Source organism: Candidatus Reidiella endopervernicosa, from assembly GCF_013343005.1.
GTDB lineage: Bacteria > Pseudomonadota > Gammaproteobacteria.
In genome coordinates this window covers 2,374,752-2,400,916 of the sequence record NZ_CP054491.1, presented here as the reverse complement: position 1 = coordinate 2,400,916, position 26,165 = coordinate 2,374,752, and the positions used below count along the sequence as shown (strand labels likewise).

At 52.5% G+C, this 26,165-nt stretch carries 18 protein-coding genes and 1 pseudogene; 11 read left to right on the top strand and 8 right to left on the bottom strand.

Annotated elements, in window-relative coordinates; all coding sequences use genetic code 11:
* The first annotated feature begins 44 nt into the window (after nucleotides 1-44).
* Genes HUE57_RS13170 through HUE57_RS13150 form a run of 5 tightly spaced genes read left to right on the top strand, consistent with a single transcriptional unit; the run spans nucleotide 45 to nucleotide 4,411 of the window.
* Nucleotides 45-1,163 carry a 4Fe-4S dicluster domain-containing protein gene (locus tag HUE57_RS13170; protein ID WP_078483668.1) on the top strand — a complete coding sequence of 373 codons (1,119 nt, stop codon included), beginning with the start codon at nucleotides 45-47 and terminating at the stop codon, nucleotides 1,161-1,163.
* A complete protein-coding gene (locus tag HUE57_RS13165; RefSeq protein WP_078483669.1) occupies nucleotides 1,156-1,989 on the top strand; it encodes an FAD/NAD(P)-binding protein in 834 nt (277 codons plus the stop codon). The genes HUE57_RS13170 and HUE57_RS13165 overlap by 8 nt, the downstream gene beginning before the upstream one ends.
* Nucleotides 1,986-2,786: an NADH-quinone oxidoreductase subunit B family protein gene (locus HUE57_RS13160; protein WP_236725680.1), complete on the top strand. Its 801-nt coding sequence runs from the start codon at nucleotides 1,986-1,988 to the stop codon at nucleotides 2,784-2,786. Before HUE57_RS13165 ends, HUE57_RS13160 begins: the two co-directional genes overlap by 4 nt.
* The gene (locus HUE57_RS13155) at nucleotides 2,779-4,080 is read left to right on the top strand and encodes a Ni/Fe hydrogenase subunit alpha (protein WP_078483670.1); all 1,302 of its coding nucleotides are present in this window, start codon (nucleotides 2,779-2,781) and stop codon (nucleotides 4,078-4,080) included. Before HUE57_RS13160 ends, HUE57_RS13155 begins: the two co-directional genes overlap by 8 nt.
* Nucleotides 4,073-4,411 carry a hydrogenase maturation protease gene (locus HUE57_RS13150; RefSeq protein WP_174673323.1) on the top strand — a complete coding sequence of 113 codons (339 nt, stop codon included), beginning with the start codon at nucleotides 4,073-4,075 and terminating at the stop codon, nucleotides 4,409-4,411. Before HUE57_RS13155 ends, HUE57_RS13150 begins: the two co-directional genes overlap by 8 nt.
* 172 nt (nucleotides 4,412-4,583) lie before the next feature.
* On the opposite strand, the gene sbcB is transcribed toward HUE57_RS13150, so the two are convergent.
* On the bottom strand, nucleotides 4,584-6,029 hold the full coding sequence (gene sbcB, locus HUE57_RS13145; RefSeq protein ID WP_078483672.1) for an exodeoxyribonuclease I: 1,446 nt from the start codon (nucleotides 6,027-6,029) through the stop codon (nucleotides 4,584-4,586).
* A 150-nt stretch (nucleotides 6,030-6,179) separates the two neighbouring features.
* Between sbcB and nifJ the strand changes: the two genes are divergently transcribed.
* From nifJ to HUE57_RS13125, 4 genes are all read left to right on the top strand, one after another.
* Entirely contained in the window at nucleotides 6,180-9,785 is a 3,606-nt protein-coding gene (gene nifJ / locus HUE57_RS13140) for a pyruvate:ferredoxin (flavodoxin) oxidoreductase (protein ID WP_174673322.1), read from the top strand.
* Nucleotides 9,782-10,798, top strand: a complete 1,017-nt coding sequence (locus HUE57_RS13135) for a dihydroorotate dehydrogenase-like protein (protein ID WP_078483673.1) — start codon at nucleotides 9,782-9,784, stop codon at nucleotides 10,796-10,798. The genes nifJ and HUE57_RS13135 overlap by 4 nt, the downstream gene beginning before the upstream one ends.
* Before the next feature lie 50 nt (nucleotides 10,799-10,848).
* Nucleotides 10,849-12,060 carry a GGDEF domain-containing protein gene (locus HUE57_RS13130; protein ID WP_174673321.1) on the top strand — a complete coding sequence of 404 codons (1,212 nt, stop codon included), beginning with the start codon at nucleotides 10,849-10,851 and terminating at the stop codon, nucleotides 12,058-12,060.
* Nucleotides 12,061-12,221: 161 nt separating this feature from the next.
* Nucleotides 12,222-15,932: a PAS domain S-box protein gene (locus HUE57_RS13125; protein WP_078483675.1), complete on the top strand. Its 3,711-nt coding sequence runs from the start codon at nucleotides 12,222-12,224 to the stop codon at nucleotides 15,930-15,932.
* 126 nt (nucleotides 15,933-16,058) lie between these two features.
* Here the strand turns inward: HUE57_RS13125 and HUE57_RS13120 are convergent, their stop codons facing one another.
* The 3 genes from HUE57_RS13120 to phnD all read right to left on the bottom strand — a co-directional run bounded on the left by HUE57_RS13120 (nucleotide 16,059) and on the right by phnD (nucleotide 19,195).
* Complete coding sequence (locus tag HUE57_RS13120) at nucleotides 16,059-16,898, bottom strand: putative bifunctional diguanylate cyclase/phosphodiesterase (RefSeq protein WP_078483676.1); 840 nt, start codon at nucleotides 16,896-16,898, stop codon at nucleotides 16,059-16,061.
* 63 nt (nucleotides 16,899-16,961) lie between these two features.
* Nucleotides 16,962-18,317: a sensor domain-containing diguanylate cyclase gene (locus HUE57_RS13115; RefSeq protein ID WP_174673320.1), complete on the bottom strand. Its 1,356-nt coding sequence runs from the start codon at nucleotides 18,315-18,317 to the stop codon at nucleotides 16,962-16,964.
* A gap of 5 nt (nucleotides 18,318-18,322) precedes the next feature.
* Nucleotides 18,323-19,195: a phosphate/phosphite/phosphonate ABC transporter substrate-binding protein gene (gene phnD, locus HUE57_RS13110; RefSeq protein WP_078483678.1), complete on the bottom strand. Its 873-nt coding sequence runs from the start codon at nucleotides 19,193-19,195 to the stop codon at nucleotides 18,323-18,325.
* Between the two features lie 155 nt (nucleotides 19,196-19,350).
* Here phnD and HUE57_RS13105 point away from each other — a divergent pair, with 155 nt between their 5' ends.
* Nucleotides 19,351-19,521: a hypothetical protein gene (locus HUE57_RS13105; protein ID WP_172840271.1), complete on the top strand. Its 171-nt coding sequence runs from the start codon at nucleotides 19,351-19,353 to the stop codon at nucleotides 19,519-19,521.
* On the opposite strand, the pseudogene HUE57_RS20345 reads toward HUE57_RS13105, so the two are convergent.
* The 3 genes and pseudogenes from HUE57_RS20345 to HUE57_RS13090 all read right to left on the bottom strand — a co-directional run.
* A pseudogene (locus HUE57_RS20345) lies at nucleotides 19,513-19,704 on the bottom strand (PEP/pyruvate-binding domain-containing protein); the annotation flags it as partial. The gene HUE57_RS13105 and the pseudogene HUE57_RS20345 sit on opposite strands and share 9 nt — an antisense overlap.
* An 18-nt stretch (nucleotides 19,705-19,722) precedes the next feature.
* The gene (locus tag HUE57_RS13095; protein WP_078483679.1) at nucleotides 19,723-22,890 is read right to left on the bottom strand and encodes a bifunctional diguanylate cyclase/phosphodiesterase; all 3,168 of its coding nucleotides are present in this window, start codon (nucleotides 22,888-22,890) and stop codon (nucleotides 19,723-19,725) included.
* Between the two features lie 41 nt (nucleotides 22,891-22,931).
* On the bottom strand, nucleotides 22,932-24,563 hold the full coding sequence (locus HUE57_RS13090; RefSeq protein ID WP_078483680.1) for an alpha-D-glucose phosphate-specific phosphoglucomutase: 1,632 nt from the start codon (nucleotides 24,561-24,563) through the stop codon (nucleotides 22,932-22,934).
* Nucleotides 24,564-24,703: 140 nt separating this feature from the next.
* On the opposite strand from HUE57_RS13090, the gene HUE57_RS13085 reads away from it, so the two are divergent.
* Nucleotides 24,704-25,183 (top strand): DUF1249 domain-containing protein, encoded by a 480-nt coding sequence (locus tag HUE57_RS13085; RefSeq protein WP_078483681.1) that lies wholly within the window; start codon nucleotides 24,704-24,706, stop codon nucleotides 25,181-25,183.
* A 105-nt stretch (nucleotides 25,184-25,288) separates the two neighbouring features.
* Here HUE57_RS13085 and dapD read toward each other — a convergent pair whose 3' ends face one another.
* A complete protein-coding gene (gene dapD, locus HUE57_RS13080) occupies nucleotides 25,289-26,113 on the bottom strand; it encodes a 2,3,4,5-tetrahydropyridine-2,6-dicarboxylate N-succinyltransferase (RefSeq protein WP_078483682.1) in 825 nt (274 codons plus the stop codon).
* Between the last annotated feature and the right edge of the window lie 52 nt (nucleotides 26,114-26,165).

Here is a 26,165-nt window from a genome sequence, read left to right as displayed (position 1 = left end):
AATAACCATGGAAATATTAATTTAAATTAATCTAGACTAGGACCATGGATCGGATCGACTACCATGGATATCTCCCCAGAGAGCAGTTGCCTGAGCTGTTGCTCTTGCTAGTCCAGGCAGAGTATCAACTACTCGCTGCCCAGGAAGAGAGTGGGGCGATGCTTTATAAACCACTCGCTGCTGGTCAACCGTTGCCCACTGCGATTGGTGATGAACAGGGACCAGGCCACTATCGTCTGGTAGAACGATTCGATCGGCGCAACTTCGCCTGGGCCAATGGCCCGCAGGCACTCAAACCGATGCTCTTCGCACCGCAGGAGCCGCTGTGGCGTTATCAGCGTGATAACACAGGAGAGCTTCAGTTTACGAGTAGCGAACCGCAACTCGAACCTACGGCTGTGATTGGTGTTCGCGCCTGCGATCTGGCAGCGATGAAGATTCATGATCAACACTTTCTGGAACAGGAATCTCCCGATCTCCATTATCAGCGTCGTCGTGAATCGCTCTTCATCATCGCCGTTGACTGTAGCCACCCTTCGGCGAGCTGCTTCTGTGTCTCGACGGGTGATGGGCCGGAGGTGGAGCACAGTTACGATCTTGCGCTGACCGAACTGGAAGAGGGTTTTCTGCTACGCGGCGGTAGCGTGGCAGGTCATGCACTACTGTCACAACTTGCTCTCGAAAAAGTCACCGATGATCAGCGCTACCTTGCCCACCAGCAGCATGAGTCAGCGGTGGCACGACAACAGCGCGCTCTGCCCAAACTCGATCTACAACGACGCCTGTTTGCCAATCTCCACCATCAACACTGGCAGGCCGTCGCGGAGCGCTGTCTAAGCTGTGGTAACTGCACTTCAGTCTGTCCTACCTGTTTCTGTCATCGCGAATTCGATCAAGGTGCACTCGATGGCTCCAGTGGTGAGCACCTACGTGAGTGGGAGAGCTGTTTCAGTGAGGGGCACAGCTATATCCACGGCCTGCATGTACGGAGTGAGCCGAAATTTCGTTATCGCCAGTGGCTAACCCATAAGCTTGGAAGCTGGCATGAACAGTATGGGCGTTCAGGCTGTGTCGGCTGTGGTCGCTGTATCAGCTGGTGCCCAGTGGGCATTGATCTGACCGAAGAGGTAGAGATTATCTGCGGGGAGGGTAGTCATGATTAATCCCTACCTGCCCCAGGAGGCAGAGATTGTCGAGCGTATTGAGGAGGCGCGAGACATCTTCACTCTGCGACTTCGTTTCACCGATCCTGCCGTACATCGTGCCTATAGTTTTGCACCGGGCCAGTTCAACATGCTCTGGCTGCCCGGCGTGGGTGAGATACCGATCTCCATCGTCTCCGATCCCGAAGATGAGCATATGTATAACCACACCATTCGCGGCGTTGGACGGGTGAGTAATGGTCTACGGACGTTACGTCAGGGCGATCGGCTTGGTGTTCGCGGCCCTTACGGTCGTGGCTGGCCGATGCAGGGGGCAGTAGGGCGTGATGTGGTGATCGCCACTGGTGGCCTCGGCTGTGCACCGGCAGTATCGATGATTAATTACGTGGTACGACGCCGAGAACAGTTTGGCCGTCTGATTATCATGCAGGGGATCAAACACTCCAATGACCTGATCTGGCGTAGCAGCTATGAACAGTGGGCAGAGCTACCCGATACTCAGGTTCTACTTGCAGCAGGAGAGAGCGGGCCGCAATGGCCTTGGGCACAGGGTAATATCATGGTGCTGATCGATCGTGCCGATTTTGATCCAGAGAACTGCACCGCCATGCTCTGCGGTCCGCAGGGGATGATGGTGGCGGTCACCGATCATCTGATGGCACGCGGTGTCTCCGATGATGACATCTGGCTCAGCATGGAGCGCAACATGCAGTGTGCGATTGGCCACTGTGGCCACTGTCAGATCGGTGCCAAGTTTGTCTGCAGGGATGGCCCTGTTTTTAACTACGCTGAGATTGCCGATCTGCTCAGCGAGCCGGGTTTATGATGATGACTACTTTCTCCGTGACAAAAACTCGTATCGCGGTCCACAAGTTCAGCTCCTGTGACGGCTGTCAGCTCGCCTTTCTAAACGCCGGTGAGGCGCTGTTGGAGCTGGCTGAGCTGGTCGAGATTGCCCACTTTGCCGAGGCAGGGGTGATCGATAGTGAGGCGGAGGTCGATATCGCCTTTATTGAAGGGAGTGTCACCACTCCCGCTGAAGAGCGGCGTATTGATGCGATCCGCCAACGTAGTCGCTATCTGGTGAGCATCGGGGTTTGTGCCACTGCCGGTGGCCTGCAGGCATTACGAAATATTGCCGATGCGGGTGAGTGGCCTGCCGCGATCTACGCCTCACCACAGTTTATTGATTCGCTGCCAACCTCCACACCGATCGCATCACATGTGAAGGTCGACTTTGAGCTCTGGGGCTGTCCAGTGAATGGGGCGCAGGTGTTGCAGACAGTGCGTTCATTGCTGGCCGGTGTCACACCGCGTGCTGAGACAGAGACACTCTGCGGTGAGTGTAAACGCCAACTGAAGGTCTGTGTGATGGTCGCCAAAGGAGAACCCTGTATGGGACCGGTCACCCGCGCCGGTTGTGGTGCGATCTGCCCCTCGGTTGGACGCGGTTGTTACGCCTGTTACGGTCCTGCGGCTTCAACCAACACTGCTGCCCTGGCGCATCAGCTTCACGCCATGGGGCTTACCTCCAAGGCGGTTGCTGATCACTTTCTACTCATCAACAGTGCCGCCCCGGCGTTCAAAGCTGAGGGGCTGAAGTGGCGAGGTGAAGATGAGTGAGCAGCGCACACTGGAGATCAACGTCCCGGTGTTGGCGCGGGTCGAGGGGGAGGGTGCGCTTGAGCTGAAGATCGAGGGTGGAGCGATCAGCGAATTGCGTCTGCGTATCTTCGAACCACCCCGCTACTTTGAGAAGTTCCTCGAGGGGCGCCACTTCAGTGAGGTGCCCGATATCGTGGCACGTATCTGCGGTATCTGCCCGGTCGCCTACCAGATGAGTGCGGTGCACGCCTTTGAATCGATCTATGGAGCCAACACCGGTCCGTGGGTACGCGAGATGCGTCGTCTGATCTATTGTGGCGAGTGGATCGAGAGTCATGCGCTGCATATGCATCTGTTGGCACTGCCCGACTTTCTCGGTTTTGGCAGTGTCATCGGTGTGGCCAAAGAGCACCCCGATGAGGTGCGTCGCGGTCTGCGTCTCCAGGCATTGGGTAATGATCTGATCAAACTGCTGGGTGGTCGTTCGGTCCATCCAGTGGGTGCCAAGGTCGGTGGTTTCTACCATGTACCTTCTCAAGGTGATGTTGATGCGTTACTACTTCGTCTGCATGAGGCGTTGCCTGAGGCGGAGGCGTTGGTAGATTGGCTCGCATCACTTGATCTGCCTGATGATCAGCAACCGTTTGTCTCGGTGGCGATGCGCCATCCGAATGAATATCCAATGAATGAAGGACGACTGGTCTCGAGCAGTGGACTCGATATTGCGATTGAGGAGTATGAGCGCCACTTTAGTGAACACCACGTGCCGCATTCGACAGCACTCCACTCAACACTTGAGGGCCAACCCTATCTGGTCGGACCGTTGGCGCGGCTCAACCTCAATCTCGACCGACTTCCCGATACCGTTAAGGCGATTCTGGAGCGTAGTGGTATCCGCTTCCCCAGCCAGAATATGTTTCACAGCCTGATTGCACGTGGTGTGGAGCTTCACTACGCAATCGTTGAGGCGATCCGGATACTTGAGGCATATAGACAGCCGACGAGATCCGACGTTGAGATCACGCCTCGTAGCGGTATCGGCTTTGGTTGCAGTGAGGCACCACGCGGTATTCTCTGGCACCGTTACGAGTCGGATGGTGATGGGCGGGTTGTCTCGGCTCGAATCGTTCCTCCGACCGCACAGAATCAGATGCGTATCGAAGAGGATCTGCGCCTCTCACTCAACCGTTTTGGGCTCGACCGGGATGAGGCGGAGATACGCCTTCACGCCGAGACGGTGATCAGAAACTACGACCCCTGTATCTCCTGCGCCACCCATTTCCTCGACCTTACCTTGTCGCGAGATGAGTAGAACAGATCCACTGATTATCGGTATCGGTTCGCCCTGGGGTGATGATCGTTTTGGCTGGATGGTCGTCGAGCGTCTGCAGTCGATGTCGACCATGCTGCAGAGCGAGTTGCTTACCGCTGAACGGGGGAGTGCAGAGCTACTTCAGTGGCTGCAACACGATAGGCCCACGCTACTGATCGATGCGCTCCGCAGTGACGATCAGGTCGGAATAGTTAAGGTGATTGAACGCGAGGCACTGCTCGGTGAGGTGGATGCGATCTCGAGTCACCAGATCGATCTGCGTCAGATTCTGGTCCCGCCGATACGTCGTCATTCCCCGGCACTCTCTTGAACGATCGATGCGGAGTTGACGCCCATACGCTGTCAATTGCCCGGCGACTCTGTCTCTTTGGTGTAACGATCGATTGCTGGGAGGTTGACGCCCATCCTTCAGCTGCGATTGAGGCAGTGGTTGAATCGATCTGTGAAGCGGTTGTCGCACAGCTCACGACGTGGCGTGAGGGTTATCTACTCAACAGCGTCTCTCCATAGTCCTCTAGTTTTTTGAGTAACTGGCGATCTGCTTCGCTGGTTTCACTATCGTTGATCAACTCTTTTATGCGCTGCCGATAACTATCAAGAGTGATTGAACCTCCCCCCGTCTCATCGGTAAGGCGGTGGTGGCGATACTCATCCCACTCTGCACGCTCTTCACTGTTGAAGTTCTCAGGCCAGTTACGACCCCGGTAGCGGAACAGTAATTCTGGAATCCGTTGGTCATCGAAAATGGCCGGTATGTTGGCGAGCTTATCGGGTGCAGTGGCACGAATTTTATCCATCTTGCGACGATCATCACTGCTGAAGAAACCGCCGCCGTATAGAGAGGCGTCAGGGTCGCTGGTCGGGTCGAATTTTCTATCGGCAAATGCCTGCTGGATCTTCGTCTCCAGACCAGTGGCACCCTTCAGCGCCTCGAGGTGCTGCAGACTGGTTGCTACATCGATCTGTAGTCTCTCGGCGGCCGCCTCATCCATAGTCTTCGGGGTAACGACTACCGGACACTTGTTGGCGTGCACTACCTTGAGCGGAATGCGCTCCACGCCCTCCGGCATCTCATCCCTGGGGGTAAAGATCCGTTTGGCGATCTCTTCTGCATCGAGGCTGAGCAGAGGTGTTGGATCGAAGCGTAGATCGTAGACGATGATGCCGTTTTTATTGCTCGGGTGGTTGGTCACTGGGGCGACCAGCGCGGTGCTTCCAAACTCGCCCGGGATCATTCCGGAGGTGTGCAGAACCGGTTTCATCGCTCGCACATTAAGCTGATCGAATACCTTGCGTTTATTACGTAGCTGGTAGATGTACTCATAGAGACGAGGTTGATGATCTTTGACGAGCTTAGCTACTGCAATGGTGGCGTGCACATCGGAGAGGGCATCGTGGGCAGCGGTGTGGCTAATGCCGTTTGCCTCGGTCAGACGTTCCAGTTTGAAACAGGGTTTACCGTCATCGTAGTCGGGCCATTCGATTCCCTCGGGTCGCAGTGCACGGGTCATTCGTACCATGTCGATGATATCCCAACGAGTATTACCGCTCTGCCACTCGCGGGCGTAGGGATCGAAGAAGTTGCGATAGAGCGAGAAGCGGGTGAATTCATCGTCAAAACGGATCGAGTTAAAACCGGCACCACAGGTGCCGGGTCGCGCCAGCTCACTATGGATCGCCTTGATAAACGCCGCCTCATTAACGCCCTTCTCGTTGACCTCCTGTGGAGTGAGTCCAGTCACCATGCACGCCTCTGGATGGGGCAGGGCATCATTGGCCAGCTTGCAGTAGATCATCAACGGTTCGCCGACGATATTAAGATCCTCATCGGTGCGAATACCGGCAAACTGCATTGGTCGATCACGTGCCGGATCGATACCGCTGGTCTCATAGTCGTGCCAGTAGATGGTGTTTTTGGATGTGGCCATGGGCTCTCTGTTACCTCGCTATCCGTAGCGTGTTCTTCTTCGATATATCTGCCTACCTTACCAGATTAGGGGAGCGTGATTGACCGCTTGAGACCGTAGTGCGGTTTGATAGACTGGAGTGAAAAGAGGCGCTACGGGATGGAGTTTGTAATGGCCGATAATAAGATGCTGACCATCGATGGTAATGAAGCCGCTGCGCGCATCGCCTATCTTACCAATGAGGTTATAGCGATCTATCCGATCACCCCGGCATCGCCGATGGGTGAGCTCTCCGATCAGTGGGCTGCCGAGGGGAAGCCCAACCTCTGGCGCTCAATACCGCACATTATCGAGATGCAGAGCGAGGCGGGTGCCGCTGGAGCGATTCACGGCTCGCTGCAGAGTGGGGCGTTGACCACCACCTTTACCGCCTCACAGGGTCTGCTGTTGATGATCCCCAATATGTACAAGATCGCCGGTGAGCTGACGCCAACGGTGTTCCATATCGCGGCGCGTTCTCTGGCGGCCCAGGCGCTCTCAATCTTCGGTGATCATAGCGATGTGATGGCGGCCCGTTCGACCGGTTTCTGCCTGTTGGCAGCTGGCAGTGTGCAGGAGGTGATGGACTTTGCTCTGATTGCACAGGCGGCCTCACTACAGGGGCGGTTGCCGATGCTCCATTTCTTTGATGGCTTTCGTACCTCTCATGAAATATCCAAAATCGAGGCGGTCGAGTCATCGGTGGCCAGGGCAATGATCGATGAGGCCACTATCACCGCACATCGAAATCGAGCCCTCTCTCCCGAGCATCCGGTACTACGAGGCTCTTCACAAAATCCTGATGTCTACTTCCAGGCGCGTGAGAGCGTTAATCCTTATTACCAGCGGATGCCGGCTGTTGTGCAGCAGTTGATGGATCGCTTTGCCGAGTTGACGGGGCGTCGCTACCGACTCTTCGATTACGTTGGTGCTGAAGATGCAGAGCGGGTGGTGGTGATGGGCTCTGCGGCCGAGACGGTTCATGAGACGGTTGAACATCTGAATGCCAGCGGTGAACGGATTGGGCTGCTCAAGGTTAGGCTCTTCCGTCCCCTCGATAGTCGTGCCCTGATCGATGCACTTCCCGCGACGGTACAACGTATCGCAGTGCTTGATCGTACCAAGGAGCCGGGGGCCGATGGAGAGCCGCTCTACAAGGATGTAGTAACAGCGCTGGCTCAGGATGGCTGTCGTGGAACAGGGCGATTTAATACCATGCCACTGGTGGTTGGCGGGCGTTACGGTCTCTCATCCAAGGAGTTTAATCCTGGCATGGTCAAGGCGGTGTTCGATCACCTTAACGAGGAGAGGCCAAAAAACAGTTTCACCATCGGTATTAATGATGATGTGGGTGGAAGCAGTCTCGAATGGGATAACTGTTACCGCACCGATGCCGGACGTGAGATGAAGTGCGCGCTCTTCTACGGTCTCGGTGCCGATGGCACCGTCAGCGCGAATAAAAATTCGATCAAAATCATCGGTGAGTCGACTGATCTCTATACTCAGGGCTACTTTGTCTACGACTCGAAAAAGTCGGGAGCGGTTACCGTCTCACATCTGCGCTTCGGACCTAAACCGATTCGCTCCAGCTATCTGATTGGTGATGATCAGGCCCACTTTGTCGCCTGTCATCAGCAGGTCTTTCTTGAACGTTACGACATGCTCGACAAGGCGACTGTCGGGGCCACCTTTCTACTCAATTCATCGGTCAGGCTTGAAGAGGTTTGGGAGACGTTGCCGCGCAGCATGCAGCAGCAGCTGATCGATAAACAGATCAACTTCTATCTGATCGATGCCTACGCAGTGGCGGTGAAGGTCGGGCTTGGCCGGCGTATCAATACCATCATGCAGGCGTGTTTCTTCGAACTATCACATGTGGTTGAGAGTCGCGTGGCTGTGTCAGCGATCAAGGTGGCAGCCGAGCAGAGCTACGCCAAGGCGGGGGAGCGAATCCTCAAGGCCAATATCGCCGCGATCGATCAGGCGTTGGCCCATCTGCACCGGGTTGAGCTACCGAATGAAACGAACAGCACTTTTGAGAAGCCGCCTGTCATCTCGGAGGATGCCCCACAATTTGTACAGCAGGTAACGGCTGAGATTATTGCAGGCTGGGGTGATGCGATACCGGTCAGCCTGATGCCGAACGATGGCACCTTTCCTCTCGGTACTGCCGCTTATGAGAAACGCAATCTGGCGCTGGAAGTACCGGTGGTTGAGACCGATCTCTGCACCCAGTGCGGTAAGTGTGTTTTTGTCTGCCCCCACAGTGTCATCCGTAGCAAGATCTTCCCAGCTGAAATGTCTAACAACGCCCCAGTCACATTCAAACATGTGCCGCTTCGCAGTAAGGCCTACCCTACCGGGCTGGAGATTAGCTATCAGGTGGCGGTGGAAGACTGTACCGGCTGTGCGCTCTGTGTCGAGGTCTGCCCGATTCGCGATAAACAGCAGCCGGGGCGTAAGGCGATCAATATGGCGCCACAGCCACCGCTGCGTGAGCAGGAGCGTGAGAACTGGAACTTCTTCATCAAGTTACCCGAATATGAACGATCGCAGCTGAAGGCAAATACGATCCCCGCCTCGATGGTAATGGAGCCGCTGTTTGAGTTTTCTGGGGCCTGTTCGGGGTGTGGTGAGACCCCCTATCTGCGCCTCGCCACCCAACTCTTCGGCGATCGCATGGTGGTGGCTAACGCCACCGGCTGCTCATCGATCTACGGTGGAAACCTGCCGACTACCCCCTGGACGACCAACAGCGAGGGGCGTGGTCCTGCCTGGTCCAATTCCCTGTTTGAGGATAACGCCGAGTTTGGACTTGGAATGCGAGTCGCAATTGATAAGCAACGTGAATATGCGACTGAACTACTGCGGCGTATCGCATCACAGCTCGATCGCGATCTGGTGGATTCAATCCTTGAGAGTGAGCAGTCCGATGAGGCTGAGATAACGGTTCAGCGTGAACGAATTGTACTGCTGCGTGAGAAGCTTGAGCAGAATGCTACTGATGAAGCTAAGGAGTTGTTGGCAGTTGTCGATACGCTGATAAGCCGCAGTGTCTGGATTGTGGGTGGTGATGGCTGGGGATATGACATCGGTTTTGGCGGACTTGACCATGTACTTGCCTCAGGGCGCAACGTTAACGTCCTGCTACTCGACACGGAGGTCTACTCCAACACGGGAGGTCAGACCTCCAAGGCGACACCGCGCGGTGCGGTAGCGAAGTTCTCTGCTGCGGGTAAGGTGACAAAGAAGAAGGACCTGTTTCATATTGCGATGGATTATGAGGGCGTCTACGTGGCTCAGGTCGCCTTCGGTGCCAAGGATGTACAGACGCTGAGAGCATTTATCGAAGCGGAGTCCTATGAGGGGCCATCGCTGATCATCGCTTATTCACCCTGTATCGCCCACGGTGTCGATCTTAAGAATAACCTGCGCCAACAGGATCTGGCGGTGCGTAGTGGTCACTGGCCTCTGCTTCGTTACGATCCACGCAAACTCAAGCTGGGAGAGAACCCGCTGCGCCTGGACTCGAAAATGCCCTCAATACCTTTTCGTGACTATGCGGCAACGGAGGCACGTTTTAGTGTGTTGAAACGTAGCCATCCCGATTCCGCCGAGCAGTTATTTGAGCGGGCGCAGCGGGATATCTATGAGCGGTATCACCACTACCAGGAGCTGGCATCTTTAAAGGTGGACGATGAGCAGGGGACCGATGAGGTTGAGAGGAGTAAGCCGTGAGTGAGTTAGATCTGAGTTGTAACTATCTGGGGCTAAAGTTGAAGAGTCCGTTGGTGCCCTCATCATCGCCGCTCTCACGCAGCCTCGACAGTGCACGTGAACTTGAGGATGCCGGTGCTGCTGCGATCGTGATGTATTCGCTCTTCGAGGAGGAGCTGGAGCATGAGGATGAGATGCATGCGCGCTTTGTTGAGGAGCAGTCGATTGGGTGTGCCGAGGCCGATAGCTACCTGCCGATGCACGGCACCTTCGAGCGCGGCATTGATCGCTACCTGCGGCAATTGAGTGAGTTAAAGGCGCATCTGGAGATCCCGGTAATAGCCAGTCTTAACGGCATTACACTCGATAACTGGATAGCACACAGCAAAGCACTGCAGCAGGCTGGGGCCGATGCGCTGGAACTCAATGTCTACTACATGGCCACCGATTGTGAACTACGCAGTGGTGAGGTTGAAGGGCGCTATATCAAACTGCTGAGAGCGCTAAAGAATGAGGTCTCACTGCCGGTTGCGATGAAACTCTCACCACAGTTCAGTGCATTGCCTCACTTTGTAAAGGAGCTAGAGGCGGCGGGAGCGGCAGGTGTCTCGCTCTTTAATCGTTTCTATCAACCCGATATCGATATCGATGCGCTCAAGGTGACACCGCAGATTCAGCTTTCACGCTCGGCTGATGCGCTGTTAGCAATGCGCTGGATTGGAGTGTTGCGTGATCTGTCACCAATCACGCTTGCTGCAACGGGTGGAATTCATACTGCCGAGGATGCGATCAAGATGATCCTTGCTGGTGCCGATGTTACCCATCTCTGCAGTGTCCTGCTTGAATCGGGGAGTCACACGATTTCAGAGATTTACCAGGGTATCGAGCATTGGATGGAGCAACAGGGGTTTGAATCTCTGGATCAAGTTAGAGGTGTGTTGAGTCAGCAGAATAGCCAGGATGAGGGGCGTTACGAGAGGGCCAACTATCTCTGGGTGCTCGATAGCTATTCGGCTGGTGAAGGCGTGAGGTAACCAGTCCGTTTGTAACATACTGCACGTCATTTGGTACTAGACTTTAAGGTATGGATAACAATAAACGTCACATCAGGGTAGCAAGCACACTCCACCGTCCGCTGTTGATCTCGATCCTCGTCATCGGCCTCGTTGTCTCCAGCGCCGTTCTCTATAGCTTCAAACTCGGTAGTCGCATGAGCGATCTCTATGCACCGATGATCGATGCGGCGATGGAGATTAAATTTGAGGCGACAACCGCACACCTCTGGTTTGAAGAAATGATGTCGGGTGATCGGAGTGAGAGTATCGAGTCGGTAAGAAGCCACCTTGATGCGGCGGAGTGGTACGCGCAGGCGATGCTGAGTGGCGGGCAGAATCAGGAAGGTGATTTTCTACCGCTTGAAGATGCGGTGATGCGTGGTCATATTGAAAATGTGCTGCTCAAGCTGACCGAATTTCGGTCCATTATGCAGTTACGTTGGGAGGCGGGTCTTGATATGGGGCCCGGCAGTGAGCTTGACCAACGTTTCGATGCGGTTTTTTCAGCGTTTATCGCCGAGGCGGATGAGGTCGAAACCTACCTGCAGCAGATGCTCGCCGAATCGAGGCACTACTTTTTTCTCAACCATGCTCTGCTCTTCGTGACAGCGTTGCTGATTACCTTTGCCGTATTCATTGTTTTTAGTCGATTTATGCAACAGCAGCTCTATAACCTTCGAACACTGGAGGAGACGAATAGGGAGTTAAAGCAGGAGATCAAACGTCGCAAAGAGGTTGAGCAGACACTGCAGAAACAGGCAACCACCGATGTACTGACCGGTAGCTATAACCGGGCCAAGATGATCTCGCTGATTGATGAGGAGTGGTTGAGGAGTCAGCGCTACTCCGTCACCTTCTCACTGGTGATGCTCGATATCGATTACTTCAAGCATATTAACGATGAGTGGGGGCACGATGTGGGTGACCGAGTGCTCAAGGAGATCGCTGACAGGATCTCTTCAATACTGCGTGATAGCGATACGCTCGCCCGCTGGGGCGGCGAAGAGTTTATGCTGCTGCTGACCAATACACCGATTGAGGGTGCGGTGGAATTGGCTGAGCGTGCGCGTCGTGCTGTTGCACGACAGTCGATGCAAGGTGTGGGCAGTGTGACGGCCAGTTTTGGTGTTACTGAATATAATCAATCATTTAGTGCGATTAATCAGATGTTGAAGAGCACTGATGTTCGTCTCTATATGGCGAAGTCACAGGGGCGAAATAGGGTGGTCAGTGAAGAGTAGAATGGTAAGACTTATTGATCAGTCTCAATACACTTAGTATCGAGATCGCTCTATACTGTCGGCAGTAGTAGATTGCTCAGAAATTCCCGGGGTATCAACACCGTAAGCGTGTTGCCGGTGTAGTTCGACTCCTTAGGGTAGGGTGTTACGGAAGATGTTCGATGGGTAAACGCTGGAATCTGGAACGTAAGCTTCTGATCCTGATCAGTGGTGTGCTGGTTGCCAGCCTGTTGGCGTTCTGGTGGGTTGAGTATCGCCATATCAAGGCCGATGCCGAGACGGAGCTGCTCTCGTCGGCAGACCGGATACGTGATGTCTTGATGGCAACCCGTCGTGTCTATCAGCATCAGTTCATCGATAGCGGGCTCCCGCTAAATAAAAAGACCATCGGTTTCCTACCGGCCCATGCAATGGGTGAGATTTCGAACGATCTGTCCAATTGGTCGAGCGATGGTTTTTCATTCAACAACGTTTCTGATAATCCACGAAATCCACTGCATAAGGCTGATGCACTCGAGGAGGAGGCGATCGCCTTCTTCCGTAACAAACCAGAAGAGGAGTTTCATTTTGTCCCCTACGAGAACGAGAAAGGAGAGCTCAACTACCACTATGCAAGGCCGATCTGGGTCGAACAGTACTGCCTGAAGTGTCACGGTGACAAAGATAATGCTCCGGTTACGATTCAGGAGAGCTACGATGAGGCCTACGACTACAAGCTTGGCGAACTGCGTGGTGTGCTCAGCATCAAGATACCGGCCAGCAATATGGAGAGCCGCATCCGCCAGCAGGTCTACCTTCAGCTATATCTAAAATCAGCGCTGATTTTACTAATCGGTCTGCTTATCGGATGGACGGTCAGGCGCCAGGTTACAGAACCACTCTCGAATATTGCCGCTGCCGCGCGCAGGATCGGCTCTGGCCAACTCGATACATTGATCGATATCAGGGCGAGCAGTGACTTCGAGGAGCTGGCCCACGATCTGAGCCATATGGCCAGTCAGCTACAGGTTGACAAGGATAGTCTGGTCAGTGAACGCAGTTTTCTCAAAGCACTCATCAAAACGATTCCTGACCTGGTGTGGATGAAGGACCCAGACGGTTTCTATCTACTCTGCAACGACCGCTTCGAGCAGTTTTTCGGCCATCCTGAACATGAGGTCGTCGGCAAGACCGACTACGACTTCGTCAACCGGGAGTTGGCAGACCTTTTCAGAGAAAACGATATGGCCGCGATTCGGAATGGCGGACCGAGAATCAACACAGAGGAGGTCGTGTTTGCAGACGATGGCCATCGTGAGCGAATCGAGACGATAAAAACGCCGATATTCAATATAAAAGGTGAGCTTGTTGGTGTCTTGGGTATCGGCCGAGATATTACCCGGCAGCATCAGGCAGAGGCGGTACTGCGTGATGAGAGGGATGAAAAACAGCGTTATCTCGACACGATGCAGACGATCATGGTTGCCCTCGATAATAGGGGCGATATATCCATGATCAATCGTGCAGGGCGTGAACTTCTCGGTTACGAGAAGGAGGAGTTGATCGGCAGGAACTGGTTTGACTGCTGTCTGCCTGAGCCCGATGGTATGGAGCTTGTCTATCCCATCTTTCTCAAGATAATGGCAGGCGAGGTCGTACAGAATGACCACTTTGAGAATAGTGTGATCTGTCGCGATGGCAGCGAGCGCATGATTAGCTGGTACTCTGCAGAGTTGACCAACGAGGCGGGCGAGGTGATCGGCCTGCTCAGTTCGGGAGAGGATGTTACCGAGACGCGCGAGGCAGAGGTGCTTATCAAAGAGGAGCAGCAGCGTTATCACGAGATCTTTAATGCCACCAGTGAAGCGATCTTTATCCATGATGCGACAACAGGCAAGATCATCGATGTCAATAATCGCATGCTGGAGATGTATGGTCTGGAGCGGAGTGAGGCACTACGGCTCTCAGCCGAGGCGTCCAGCTCAGGCACACCCCCCTATACGGAAGAGAACGCCCACGAGAAGGTGCGGTTGACGGTGGTGGAGGGACCACAGACCTTCGAGTGGCATGCAAGGCATAACGACGGCTCACTGTTCTGGGTAGAGGTCTCGACGCGCGCTTCGTATATCGGTGATAAACGACGTGTCCTCGCCGTGGTACGCGATATATCGGCCAGAAAGGCGCTCGAAGAGCAGATGAATGCGCTGGCCAAACACAATCGTCTGATCCTCGATTCTTCAGGTGAGGGTATCTTCGGGCTCGACAGTGAGGGACGACACGCCTTCGTCAATCCTGCCGCAGCAGAAATGTTGGGCTACAGCGCCGAAGAGCTGATTGGTCAGCCTTCACACGCGATCTGGCACCATCACCATCCAGATGGAGATGATTATCCGGCCCAGGAGTGTCCAATTCGTGAAACTGGCATCAGTGGAGTGCCTCATAGCGGTGAAGAGTGGTTCATTAAGAGAGGGGGGGATTTCTTTCCGGTCTCCTACTCCAGTAGTCCGATTGTTGAGGATGAGCGGATTACAGGCGTCGTCGTCTCTTTTTCTGATATTTCGGAGAAGAAGAAGGCTGACGAGAAGATTCACTACCTCGCCTACTATGATGAGCTGACGGCACTGCCCAATCGTGCCCTGATGATAGACCGGGTCACCCAACAGCTGGCAACGGCGCAACGCCTCAACAACAAGGCGACGCTGGTGCTGCTCAATATCGATCGCTTTACCAATATAAACACAGCGCGCGGTCACAATATGGGTGATTTCCTGCTAGTTGCACTGGCAAGAAGGCTCGAACAGCACCTCTATAAAGAGGATACCCTGGCGAGATTATCTGCCGATGAGTTCGCCGTGCTATTACCACACCTGAACAAGAGTCGCGAGAGTGAACAGCGTAATGCGATAGCTGTGGTCGACAAACTTCAGGCGGTGGTTCGTGATCCGCTGCTTGTCGGTGATGAGGCGGTCAATATCACCGTCAGTATGGGAGCGACTCTCTTCCCGGAGAGCGCCTCCGATCAACCTAGGGATATCTTGCGACGCGCCGATAGTGCACTGCATCGCGCCAAACGTGCGGGCGGTAATCAGTGCGCCTTCTTCGAGAGAGGCATGGATGAGGTGGTACAGAGACACTATCAGATCGAGCGTGAACTTTACCATGCAGTAAACAACGCTGAATTGAGGATATTTCTTCAGGCGCAGGTCGATGCCGATGGTGTGCTGGTAGCTGCGGAGACACTGGTCAGATGGGAGCACCCTGAGCGTGGCCTGATACCACCGGGTGTCTTTATCCCCATTGCCGAGGAGTCGGATCTGATTGTCGATGTCGGTGGCTGGGTGCTTACCGAGGCGATGCACCTGATGGCCAGGTGTGATATGGCGGGGCACCAGCTTAAGTTGTCGGTTAACCTGAGTCCACGACAGTTCCGTAAGCAGGGCTTTGTGCCCTGGTTTAAAGGTCTCGTCAATGAGAGTGGTGCCGATCCGACGAATCTTACACTTGAGGTGACCGAGGGACTCTTCATCGATGATCTGTCCGATGTGGTGGCGAAGATGGATGAGCTGGTTGCAATGGGTGTTAATTTCTCTATCGATGACTTTGGTACTGGCTACTCTTCTCTCTCCTATCTGAAGCGGCTTCCTATTAATGAGTTGAAAATTGATAAATCGTTTGTGCAGGATGCGCCTCACAGTGCTGATGATGCTGCGTTGGTCGAAACCATTCTTCTGGTGGCCAAGTCTATGCGTCTGAAGGTGGTGGCAGAGGGTGTTGAGAAGCAGGAGCAGGCCGACTTCCTCAATGCACGCTCCGAGGTGATTCATCAGGGCTATCTGTATGGTAAACCAGAACAGGCTGAGATCTGGATTGATAGATGGTTTAATGCTGATTGAATAAGTGGTTTCAATTGGCTTGATAGAAATTGTCAGCTTCGATGATGGTTACAATCTACGTTGATTAGTATCGTTCGATCCCGAGTAGGTTGTTGTCGGATGTACTGTGGCGTCAGTATTCAACTATTAACCGTTTTTCAGTAACGTAGTAATCTTATCCGCAGGTAGGGGCTTCGAGTAGAGGTAACCCTGTGCAAGTGGACAGCCCTCTTGTAGAAGGAAATCTGCCTGCTCACGCGATTCGACACCTTCTGCAATAACATCTAGACCGAGGCTGTTTGCCAGGGCGATAACGGCGCGTGTTATACCTGTGTCGTCCAGATCGTGTGGAAGGTCATCGACGAACGATTTGTCAATTTTTAGTTTGGAGATGGGTAGCTGTTTTAGGTATGCAAGCGATGAATAGCCGGTACCAAAATCATCAATAGATAGTTGCACTCCCAGCGCCTGTAGTTCTTGAAGTTGTTCAATGGCACCTTCACCCTGACCCATAACAAAGCCTTCAGTGACTTCAATCTCGATCCATTCGACCTTGCACCGGTTTTGTTCAAGGAGTCGCTTAACCGTAGCGCTTATGTTTCCATTTAGTAGCTGTTTTCCCGATACATTGATGGCAACCCGACCTGGATTCAGCCCCTGTTCGTGCCAGCCGACCACCTGCTGCATGACCTGATCTAGTATCTGTTCACCTAGCTCCAGTATCAGCCCGGTCTCTTCCGCGAGAGGAATGAAATCAAGTGGTGAAATAATGCCCCGATCAGGGGATATCCATCGAGCAAGTGCCTCCATCCCAATTAATTGGTTGGTTTCAATGTCATATTGGGGCTGATACCAGGCAACAAAATGTTGATCTGTCAGGGCCTTTCGAATGCCGTTCTCCAACAACATTCTTTGCATGGCTCGATGGGTAAGATCTTCCGTATAGAACTGATATGAGTTACGGCCTCTCTCTTTTACCTTGAACATCGCGGCATCAGCATTACGAATGAGCGTTTCGCAACTGTCTGCATCTTGTGGATAGATGCTGATTCATATGCTCGCCGTTAGATGGTAATTGTTACCATCGATATCCATTGGCTCTTTAATCGCCTCGATTACCTTTTGAGCAACAGAGGCGGCATCATCTGGACTATTTACAGAGGTGAGAATTATCGTGAATTCATCTCCCCCAAGACGAGCGATGGTGTCATCTGCGCGTATGCACTGTTGAAGGCATTTACCCGTCTGTATCAGGACCTTGTCACCAACGCTGTGTCCAACGCTGTCATTGATCTGTTTGAACTGATCAAGATCGATAAAGAACAATGCAAACAGTTCACCGTTTCTTCTGGCTTTTAGTAACGTCTGTTCCAGCCGGTCCAGGAAGAGTAGTCGGTTAGGTAGTGATGTGAGTGTGTCGTGATGGGCCAGGTGGTCCAGGTGCTGACTCTTTTCTTCAATCTCATGCTGCAAAAGGATATGGGATGTCATCTCACGAGATGATTCAATGATTCCCGTCAGTTTGCCGTTGTCATCAAAGAGTGGAGAGGCGAGTAACTCAAAAAAACGGTCATTTCCACTCTCATCTGGGTGGTTGTGAAGCGTCGTGGCATGTTTTCCAGTTAGTTTTACCTGCCGAAGTGGGCAGGGATGGTCGTCGCCATCGCAGGGTGTGTCACGGTTATGGGAGATCTCATAGCAGTGGATAGGTTGTTGCTGGTCGTTAAATAATTGGGGGTCTTCAGTGCCTGCAGCAGAGTCATTGATAAGCTCCACTTCATAATCGGTGTTAATCAGCATGATCCCATCATGAACACCATTGATTACAGATTGTAATAACCGGTGCTGTTTGGCTATTTCATGTTCGGCATTACGGCGACGCTCTATTTCATGCAGTAGTGGTGTGATGGAAAATTTGTGAAAAAGAAACCAGGTTGTTATACCAAGCAAAATGGTTGCGATGGAACTTATAAGAGCCAACTGTTTGATTAGGCTGTTTAGGAGCTGTGTGGTAACAATAGGTTCGCTAGTGAGTGTCAGGTCATATCGGTCGTGATTAACCGTTATTGATCCAGAACTGGTGAATGTCTCTCTCACTGATGGGGTAGGTCGATTGTATGTACTCAGCGCAAAACCGTCCTCATTGACTAAAGTAAGTGTTACTACTTCGCTGTGTCCTTTCCCCCAGCTGTTGAAATACCACTCGATTAGAGCGAAGTTCTCGGTGATTAACGACTCCCGTGCCAACTGTGTGAGTAGTTTTACGACGTTTTGTTGTGAGTTTTCAAAGCTACTGAAAAGTGAGTCGTGTTGCTGCTGGTATATGAAAAAGTTACCGGCCACCAGGAATAGTGTGAATAGCAGAGCGATGCCAAACCAGCTTTGTCTGTGAGCTGTTTTTTTCAATGAAATCACGGTGCTGTTTTTCTTTGCTCTAACAATGGACGGTCTGAGATAAGAGCACGTAGCTTGTCGTACTCCTGGCTTGTCGCGGGAATGATCGCGGTGGCACCCTTTTTGATTTTGTTTAAAATCAAGGCCGCTCCCGATTGTTTGTGAAGATTTTGTAAGAGTGGGATCAGTTCGTCGATAAGCTCTCTTTTTGTTGTTGGACCAGCAACAAAAATATGAGTGGGAACGTCAGGGGTCCACTTCAGTGCTTTAAGCCCTCGAGCCTCGTACTCACGAAACACCTCTTCTTTAATGCCACCGGCGTGATATTTCCCCATCAAAACCGCCAATGCGACATTGTGGTGGTTTTTAAGATGTGAGTAGGAGTCCAGATCGGTTAAATCGATTCCGACATCGTTAAGCAATCTTTGCGGTACCAGATTGCTCAGGGTTGAGTTGGGATCGCCAAATGCAAAACTTTTCCCTTTGAGCTCGCTTAATGAGGTGATCTTACTATCTCTGCGGATAGTGATTACACCTCGAAATGTATCCCTGCCTGCAAAGCTCAGCCTGCCGAGTGGTACGATGTTCTCGTTAAGTTCGGTTGCCTTGATATATCCAGCAGGACCAAAATAGGCGAAATCGACCTCACCTTGGTTAACCGCATCGATATGATCCTGATAACTGGTACCGACACGTATATGGATGTGTTTGCCGGTTGTTTTTGAAAGATATTCTGTCAGTGGGGTAAAACGCTCTACCAGTGTGGTTGCATGTAGGTAGGGGTGTATGCCGAGAGTCAATCCATTTTCTGCATCTGCGACCACAGTGTTTGATGTGAGCAGTAGGGATATTGCAAAAAGGTGTGCCGTCAAATGTTTTATGTAGTACATGACCGTATACGCCAGGTTTGTTGATGAGATCAGAGCATTTTCAACATCCTGCAGCGGTAGCCCTATCAAGCATATGACCTATATCAAACGCTTCATGATACCTATATGGATACAGCGTCTTATGCTGTGTTCCAACTTCTTAAAGATAATTTATTATGGCTGGTATGTCGATCATGATTTGTCTGGGGGATGAGATCCATATGGTTAAATTATTGATTGATACGGTAGGAGATGGCGCGATTGTTAAAGAGTGTGCTAAAGAGCTGTTTACAGGTGGTGTGCAGGTTGGTTTATCGTGTAATTTGAGCTACACCCCTTCAACCTGACAAATGTGGTGTGGGTGGGTCTTCTACGGTGGCTGAGGAGCGTACCGTGACATCGGTGTTCTCACCATGCCCCGTTTCAAGCCCTTTGTGGGCATCACTATAGTAAAAGGCCAACACAGAGGGCAGTTCACCACGCATCATCCACTGATGGATCTTGACTTCGGAGATCCGTAGGGTCTCAACATCGTCTGTATTGCTAAGCTATACGTTCACCCGATGTTGTTCCATCCAGGTGATGAAATTATCTGCTGGAAGCGGCCTGCTAAAATAGTAGCCCTGCAGTCGATCGCAGTGAAGAGAGGTGAGCGCCTCTACCATCTCTTCTGTCTCTACCCCTTCAGCGGTGACGGCCAGTCCGAGATTGTGAGCGAGCTCTCTCGTGGAGCGAACAATTATGGCGCTATCCTCATCTTCGATCATGCGCTGTATGAAGCTGGTATCGATCTTCAGTTCATTGGCAGGAAGTCGCTGCAGGTAGGAGAGTGAAGAATATCCGGTACCAAAGTCATCGATAGAGATGCCATGGCCCATGCTGCTGATCTCATCGAGTATCGTGGCAATGTAGTCTGGATCGTTCAGCATGGCCGTCTCGGTCACTTCAAAGGTCAACTGTTCGGGGCTGATCTTCCAGCGCTCTGAAAGATCCCTGATGTGTTGAACCAGTCCCGCTTCCTGGAGGTTGCGTGCTGAGAGATTGACTGAAATGGTTAGATAACAGTTGTTTTTATTCCACCGTTGCAGATGGCTGGCGGCCTCATCGAGTACCCAGCGAGTGATCTTCTGTATGTAGCCATTGCGCTCAGCCAGTGGTATGAACTCTGCGGGTGAGATAAAGCCATGTTCGGGGTGTTGCCAACGGATCAGTGCTTCGGCATTGATGGGGTGTGCTGGATTGCTAGGCATCTTGGGCTGAAAATAGAGCGAGAACTCTTTTCGATCGATAGCCTCACGCATGTCGCTATTGAGCATCAGTCGACGAACGCTATGTTGATCAAACTCAGGGTGATAACTCTCGTAACCACTACGAAATGATTTGGCTTGCTTGAGTGCAACACCTGCGTGGCGTAGAAGCTCCTCGGCGCTGTCACCGTGCTCAGGGTATGAGACAAGGCCGATGGTGATCTCAACGTTCAGACTGAAATCGCCAATTTCAAAAGGTGAGAGTAGCGCATGGTTGAGTTGGTCAATAACAGTCTGTCTATCGTCGAACAAGGCCTCTGGAAAAAGCAGTGCGAACTCATCGCCACCGGTCCTTGCGATGGTGTCTCCCTCTCGGATGGTGTTTTTCAAACGTTCCGCAAGCATTGCAAGTAGCTGGTCTCCCTGATCGTGTCCGAGTGTGTCGTTTATCTCGCCAAAGCTATTAATGTTGAGATGGAGGAGTAGCAGGCAGCTATTCAGGCGCCGTGATCTCGAAATTTCGTTTTTTAACTGCTCTAGCAAAAGGGCGCGATTGGGTAGTCTGGTCAAAGTGTCGTGCAGACTCTGGTATTGAAGATCTCTCTGGTACTGATGACGCTCACTGATATCAAGGGCAATAACGAGATAAATATCCTTAATGGCGAGTCGCGAGCGCTGTACTCTTATATCCATTGCTCTGCACGTGCCGTCTTTACTGCGATGATCAGCTTCGAATCGAAGCTCTTTTAGCGTGTCATTATCTAGGGCTGAGAAACTCTGTTTCAGGTCACCGACATCCTTGCTCTCAAGGAAGTCGGAGTAGGTGAGTTGTTTGAATTCCGCTTCTGAATAGCCTAGATGTTGGGTGGCTGTTTTATTGGTACGCAGGATTTTTAGTGTTTCGATGTCGAGCAGGTAAATCTGGTTGCTCGCATTATCAAAAATGTGCGCCAGCTGGATGGTGATATCTTCAGACTGTTTCTGTTCGGTAATATCTTGCAGCGTTCCAAGCATGCTGATAGGGCGGTGATCTGAATCAAAACTTAGCTGTGCCTGGTCTCTTACAAAGCGCGTTGAACCATCAGCATGGATGATGGTGTGTTCGATCTGAAAGGGTTCGCCACTTCTCAGGGCCTGTTGAATAACCTCGTCAACATAGCGGCGCTCACTGTTTGGGATTAACTGCAGCACATACTCATAACTCAGAGTGTTGATACTTTTTTCGAGGCCAAAGATCTCATAGAGTTCATCAGACCAGATGACTTGGTTGTCGTGAATGGACCAATTCCAGCTACCGATATGTGCAATATGTTGTGCCTCAGCCAGCATCTCGTTGCTCTGCTGTAGCTGATTCTGAGTCGATTCAAGCTGTTGGTTACTCTCCTGCAGCGAGAGGATATGTTCCTGTTGCAGGTCAGTGCGTCGTTCATACTCATCCTCAAGTTTTTGTTCAGTAGCAGTTAGGGTGTTTTCTGTGTTCTCAGCTAGCAGATAGAAGAGAATGAAGACGATGCCGCCAACACTAAGTACTAGAACTGCAGAGAAGCTGAGAATGCGCCACCCGCTTTCAAACCAGTGTTCTGTAGGATTGAGTACAAGCAGAATACCTACCTGCTGTTGAGTGACATCTTCAAGCGGCAGGAATGATGCTTTGAATCTCTTCTCAGGAATGCTGACGTTTACAGGTTCTCTAAAACGTAGTTCTCCAGGATTCTGAAGCCTTTCCTCTAGCTGCTTAGGGAGCGATTGATAGAGCTTCGCTGATGAGACCATGATGTGTTCGGGGTAGTCATTCCAGGATGCTTCACGTCCATGCATCTGCATTCCCTCTTTCCATCGCTGCCTGTCGAGATGATCTTTCTCAATGAGAACGTAAAGCGATACATCCAGGGCATCGTGTAGCTTGCCCAAAATGTGATCGATCTCTTTGCCTAGCTCGACATAACCGATCAACTCACCCTGGTGATACCAGGGGTGGACGACTCTGAGTGTGAAGGTACCGAGTATTCCTAACTCAAGTCCGTAACTGACCTTGCCGCTTCGTTCTGCCTCCAGGGTGGTAAAGCGCTCAATGCGATCGCTATGACGGGTCGGTTGATGTACGCGTAGCAGATTGATCCGGTCGGGAGTGGTGAAGTAGAAGTGAGTGATCTGGCTCTGCTGGTTTAACTGTTTGTAGAGGGTGTTGCTGAGATTAAGAAGTTGAACTCGGTCACGCTGTAAAAAAGCCTCAATGATCCTCTCATCTCTAGCAATTAAATTCAGGCTCGATCTCATCAGTGAGGCATCGGCCTCAAGATCACCTTGATAGATAGTCTCTACCACCTGCATCTGCAGAGTGGTTTCCTTATCAATACCCTCAAATATGTGCCAGAACGTTGCAGCAATGAAAATCATCATCACGATGAAAATGATGATCGATAGAGGAATCAGGATCCTCTTTTTCAGGTAGCCGGTATAGTCGTTCATGGGCTATTTCAGCTCGTCACCGTTAGTGGTTGAATCTCATATCAGGTGATCACCGTCGGGGTGCTGCGTCCCGTTCTTGACTCAAGTTCAGATAGAGAGGAGGCAAACTCAATGAGTGCTATCAGCGTCTGCTGCGTATCTTGTTGTTGTCTGCTCGGTTCGAGCTCAAGCTGCTCTATGTAGATCCGTATCGTCGCCCCAACCGTTCCGGTACCGGAGAGGCGGAAGATGATACGAGAGCCATCCTCGAAGCCGATTCTTAGTCCCTGATTTTGACTCTCGCTCTTATCGACGGGGTCGAGATAGGCGAAGTTATCGGCGTAGCTGATTGTGCGACCGTCTATCCTGGTACCCACAAGATGCGTGAGTTGTGATTCGATATGTGCCATCAGCCCACGGGCCGCCTCGCTATCGACCGCCTCGAAGTCGTGACGGGTGTAGTAGTTGCGACCATATTTGGCCCAATGCTCAGTGACGATATCGGCGACCGGTTCCTGGCGCACGGCAAGCACGTTGAGCCAGAAGAGTACCGCCCAGAGTCCATCCTTCTCACGCACATGGTCAGAACCGGTGCCAAAGCTCTCCTCACCGCAGAGGGTGATACGTCCTGCATCGAGCAGATTACCGAAGAACTTCCAGCCGGTGGGTGTCTCAAAGCACTCAATACCGAGCAGCTCCGCAACACGATCGACCGCACCACTGGTTGGCATCGACCGGGCGACACCGGCAAGCCCCTGTCGGTACCCCTTTACATGGTGGGCATTGGCAGCTATCAACGCCAGACTGTCGGAGGGGGTGATGAAGAAGTTTGCACCGAGCACCATGTTGCGGTCTCCATCACCATCGGAGGCGGCACCAAAGTCTGGTGGGTTACTACCGAACATCTCATCGACCAGCTCTTTGGCGTAGGTGAGGTTGGGATCGGGGTGTCCACCACCAAAATCCTCCAGTGGTTCGCCGTTGATGATGCTACCGGCGGCAGCGCCGAGGCGCTGCTCCAAGATCTCTTTGGCGTAGGGACCGGTGATGGCGTTCATAGCGTCAAATCGCATTCGAAAACCGGAGGCGAAGAGGGCGCTTATCTTGTCGAAGTCGAACAGCTCTTCCATCAGCTCGGCGTAATCGGAGACCGGATCGATGATCTCAACGACCATATCACCGGCTGAGCTGACACCGACCTGGTCGAGATCGGTCTCTGCCCCTTCAGCAATGTTGTATTGCGTGATCTCAAGCGAGCGTTGAAAGACTGCCTCAGTGAGTTGTTCGGGGGCTGGGCCACCATTGTTACCGTTGTACTTGATACCGAAGTCCTCATCGGGACCACCGGGGTTATGGCTGGCTGAGAGAATAAAACCGCCCTCAGCGCCATATTTGCGAATCACCGCAGAGGCTGCTGGGGTTGAGAGGAGGCCACCTCGACCAACCAGAACCTTGCCGACGCAGTTGGCGGCGGCCATCTTGAGGATGGTCTGGATCGCCTCGCGATTGTAGTAGCGCCCATCGCCACCGACCACGATCGTCTTGCCGGCCAGGTTGCCAACGGTGTCGATCACCGACTGAACGAAGTTCTCCAGATAGTTGGGCTGCTGAAACTGTTTGACCTTTTTACGAAGTCCTGAGGTGCCGGGCTTCTGGTCGTCGTAGGGGGTGGTTGTACAGGTTTTTATCTTCATCTCTGTGACTCTACGACAATCAAAATCGGTTGCAAGTGCCAAATATAGTGCTGCATCGTAACGGCGCAAAGATTGTGTCTGGACACCGCTTTGATCATGCCAGCTTTGCGTGAATTGGAGCTGTGATATGCTGGCCACCTATGCTGATAAAAGAGTACCAGAGCCGGGATCGTTGCCAGCCACAACGATCATTGAACCAACTGATGGCGATCTATGAGGCCAACTATCGGCGCCTAAAACACCTGATTCCAGCGCTGACCCAGATTGCCGATCGGGCTATCTCTACCAGCAGCGACGATCTCGATCTCCACCTACAGATCGAAGATCGCTCGACCTATACCACGATTCTGACCCTGACCTATCTCTTTGATGATGGCTCTGTTGCCGATCCGGCGGCGCGTATTCGCATCTATCACGATGCACGGGTGGCCGAGGTGGAGGCGTGCCGTTTCCGACAACCGCTGCCCTTTACCCGTATAGCCCGTCCCGGTGTGAAGCTGCCGGTTCTGGAGTGGAAGTGGGAGATCAACGTCTTTCTGGAGAAGTGGTTGCTCTACTGTATCGAGCAGGGACATCTTTTCGATCTTGAGAGTGTGATTGGTCAGCCAGCGGCTGGATAGCCATCTGAATCGATAGCCGGAAGGTTATTCGTCTTACGTTACTGCTGAATTATAAAAAAATCGCGACTCTGGCACTTCCCTGTGCCGCAATCGCATTGTTATCGCCTAGATATCACGCAGCAGCTCATTGATGCCGACCTTACCTCGGGTCTTGGCATCGACCTGCTTGACGATCACCGCGCAGTAGAGGCTGTAGCTGCCATCCTTGCTCGGCAGGTTGCCCGAGACCACCACTGAACCGGCCGGTACACGGCCGTAGATGATCTCGCCGGTCTCGCGGTTGTAGATCTTGGTCGACTGCCCAATGTAGACACCCATCGAGATAACCGCACCCTCTTCAACGATGACACCCTCAACAACCTCGGAACGTGCGCCGATGAAGCAGTTGTCTTCAATGATGGTGGGAGCGGCCTGCAGAGGTTCAAGTACACCACCGATGCCAACGCCACCGGAGAGATGGACGTTTTTACCGATCTGCGCACAGGAGCCGACGGTGGCCCAGGTGTCGACCATGGTGCCGGAATCGACGTAGGCGCCGATGTTGGTGTATGAGGGCATCAGAACGGTACCAGGAGCGATGTAGGCACCACGGCGTGCAGAGGCGGGTGGCACCACTCGTACACCGGCATCACGCAGTTCGCGTGAGCTCATGTCGGCGTACTTGGAGGGGACCTTGTCGTAGTAGTTGGTGAAACCACCCTTCATCAGGTTGTTGTCTTCGATGCGGAAGGAGAGCAGTACTGCCTTCTTTAACCACTCGTTAACACTCCAGTCGCCCACACCTTTCTGCTCGGCAACACGTGCCTCACCGCAGTCGAGCTGGCGCAGTGCTTCATCGACGGCCTCTTTGACGTGTGGCTCTACATTGCGTGGGGTGATGTCGGCACGGCGCTCAAACGCCTCTTCGATGATGCTCTTGATGTCGCTCATTGGTTCAGTTCCTTATCCTGAAAAATGTAGGGTTGCTACCTTTCGGTTTGAT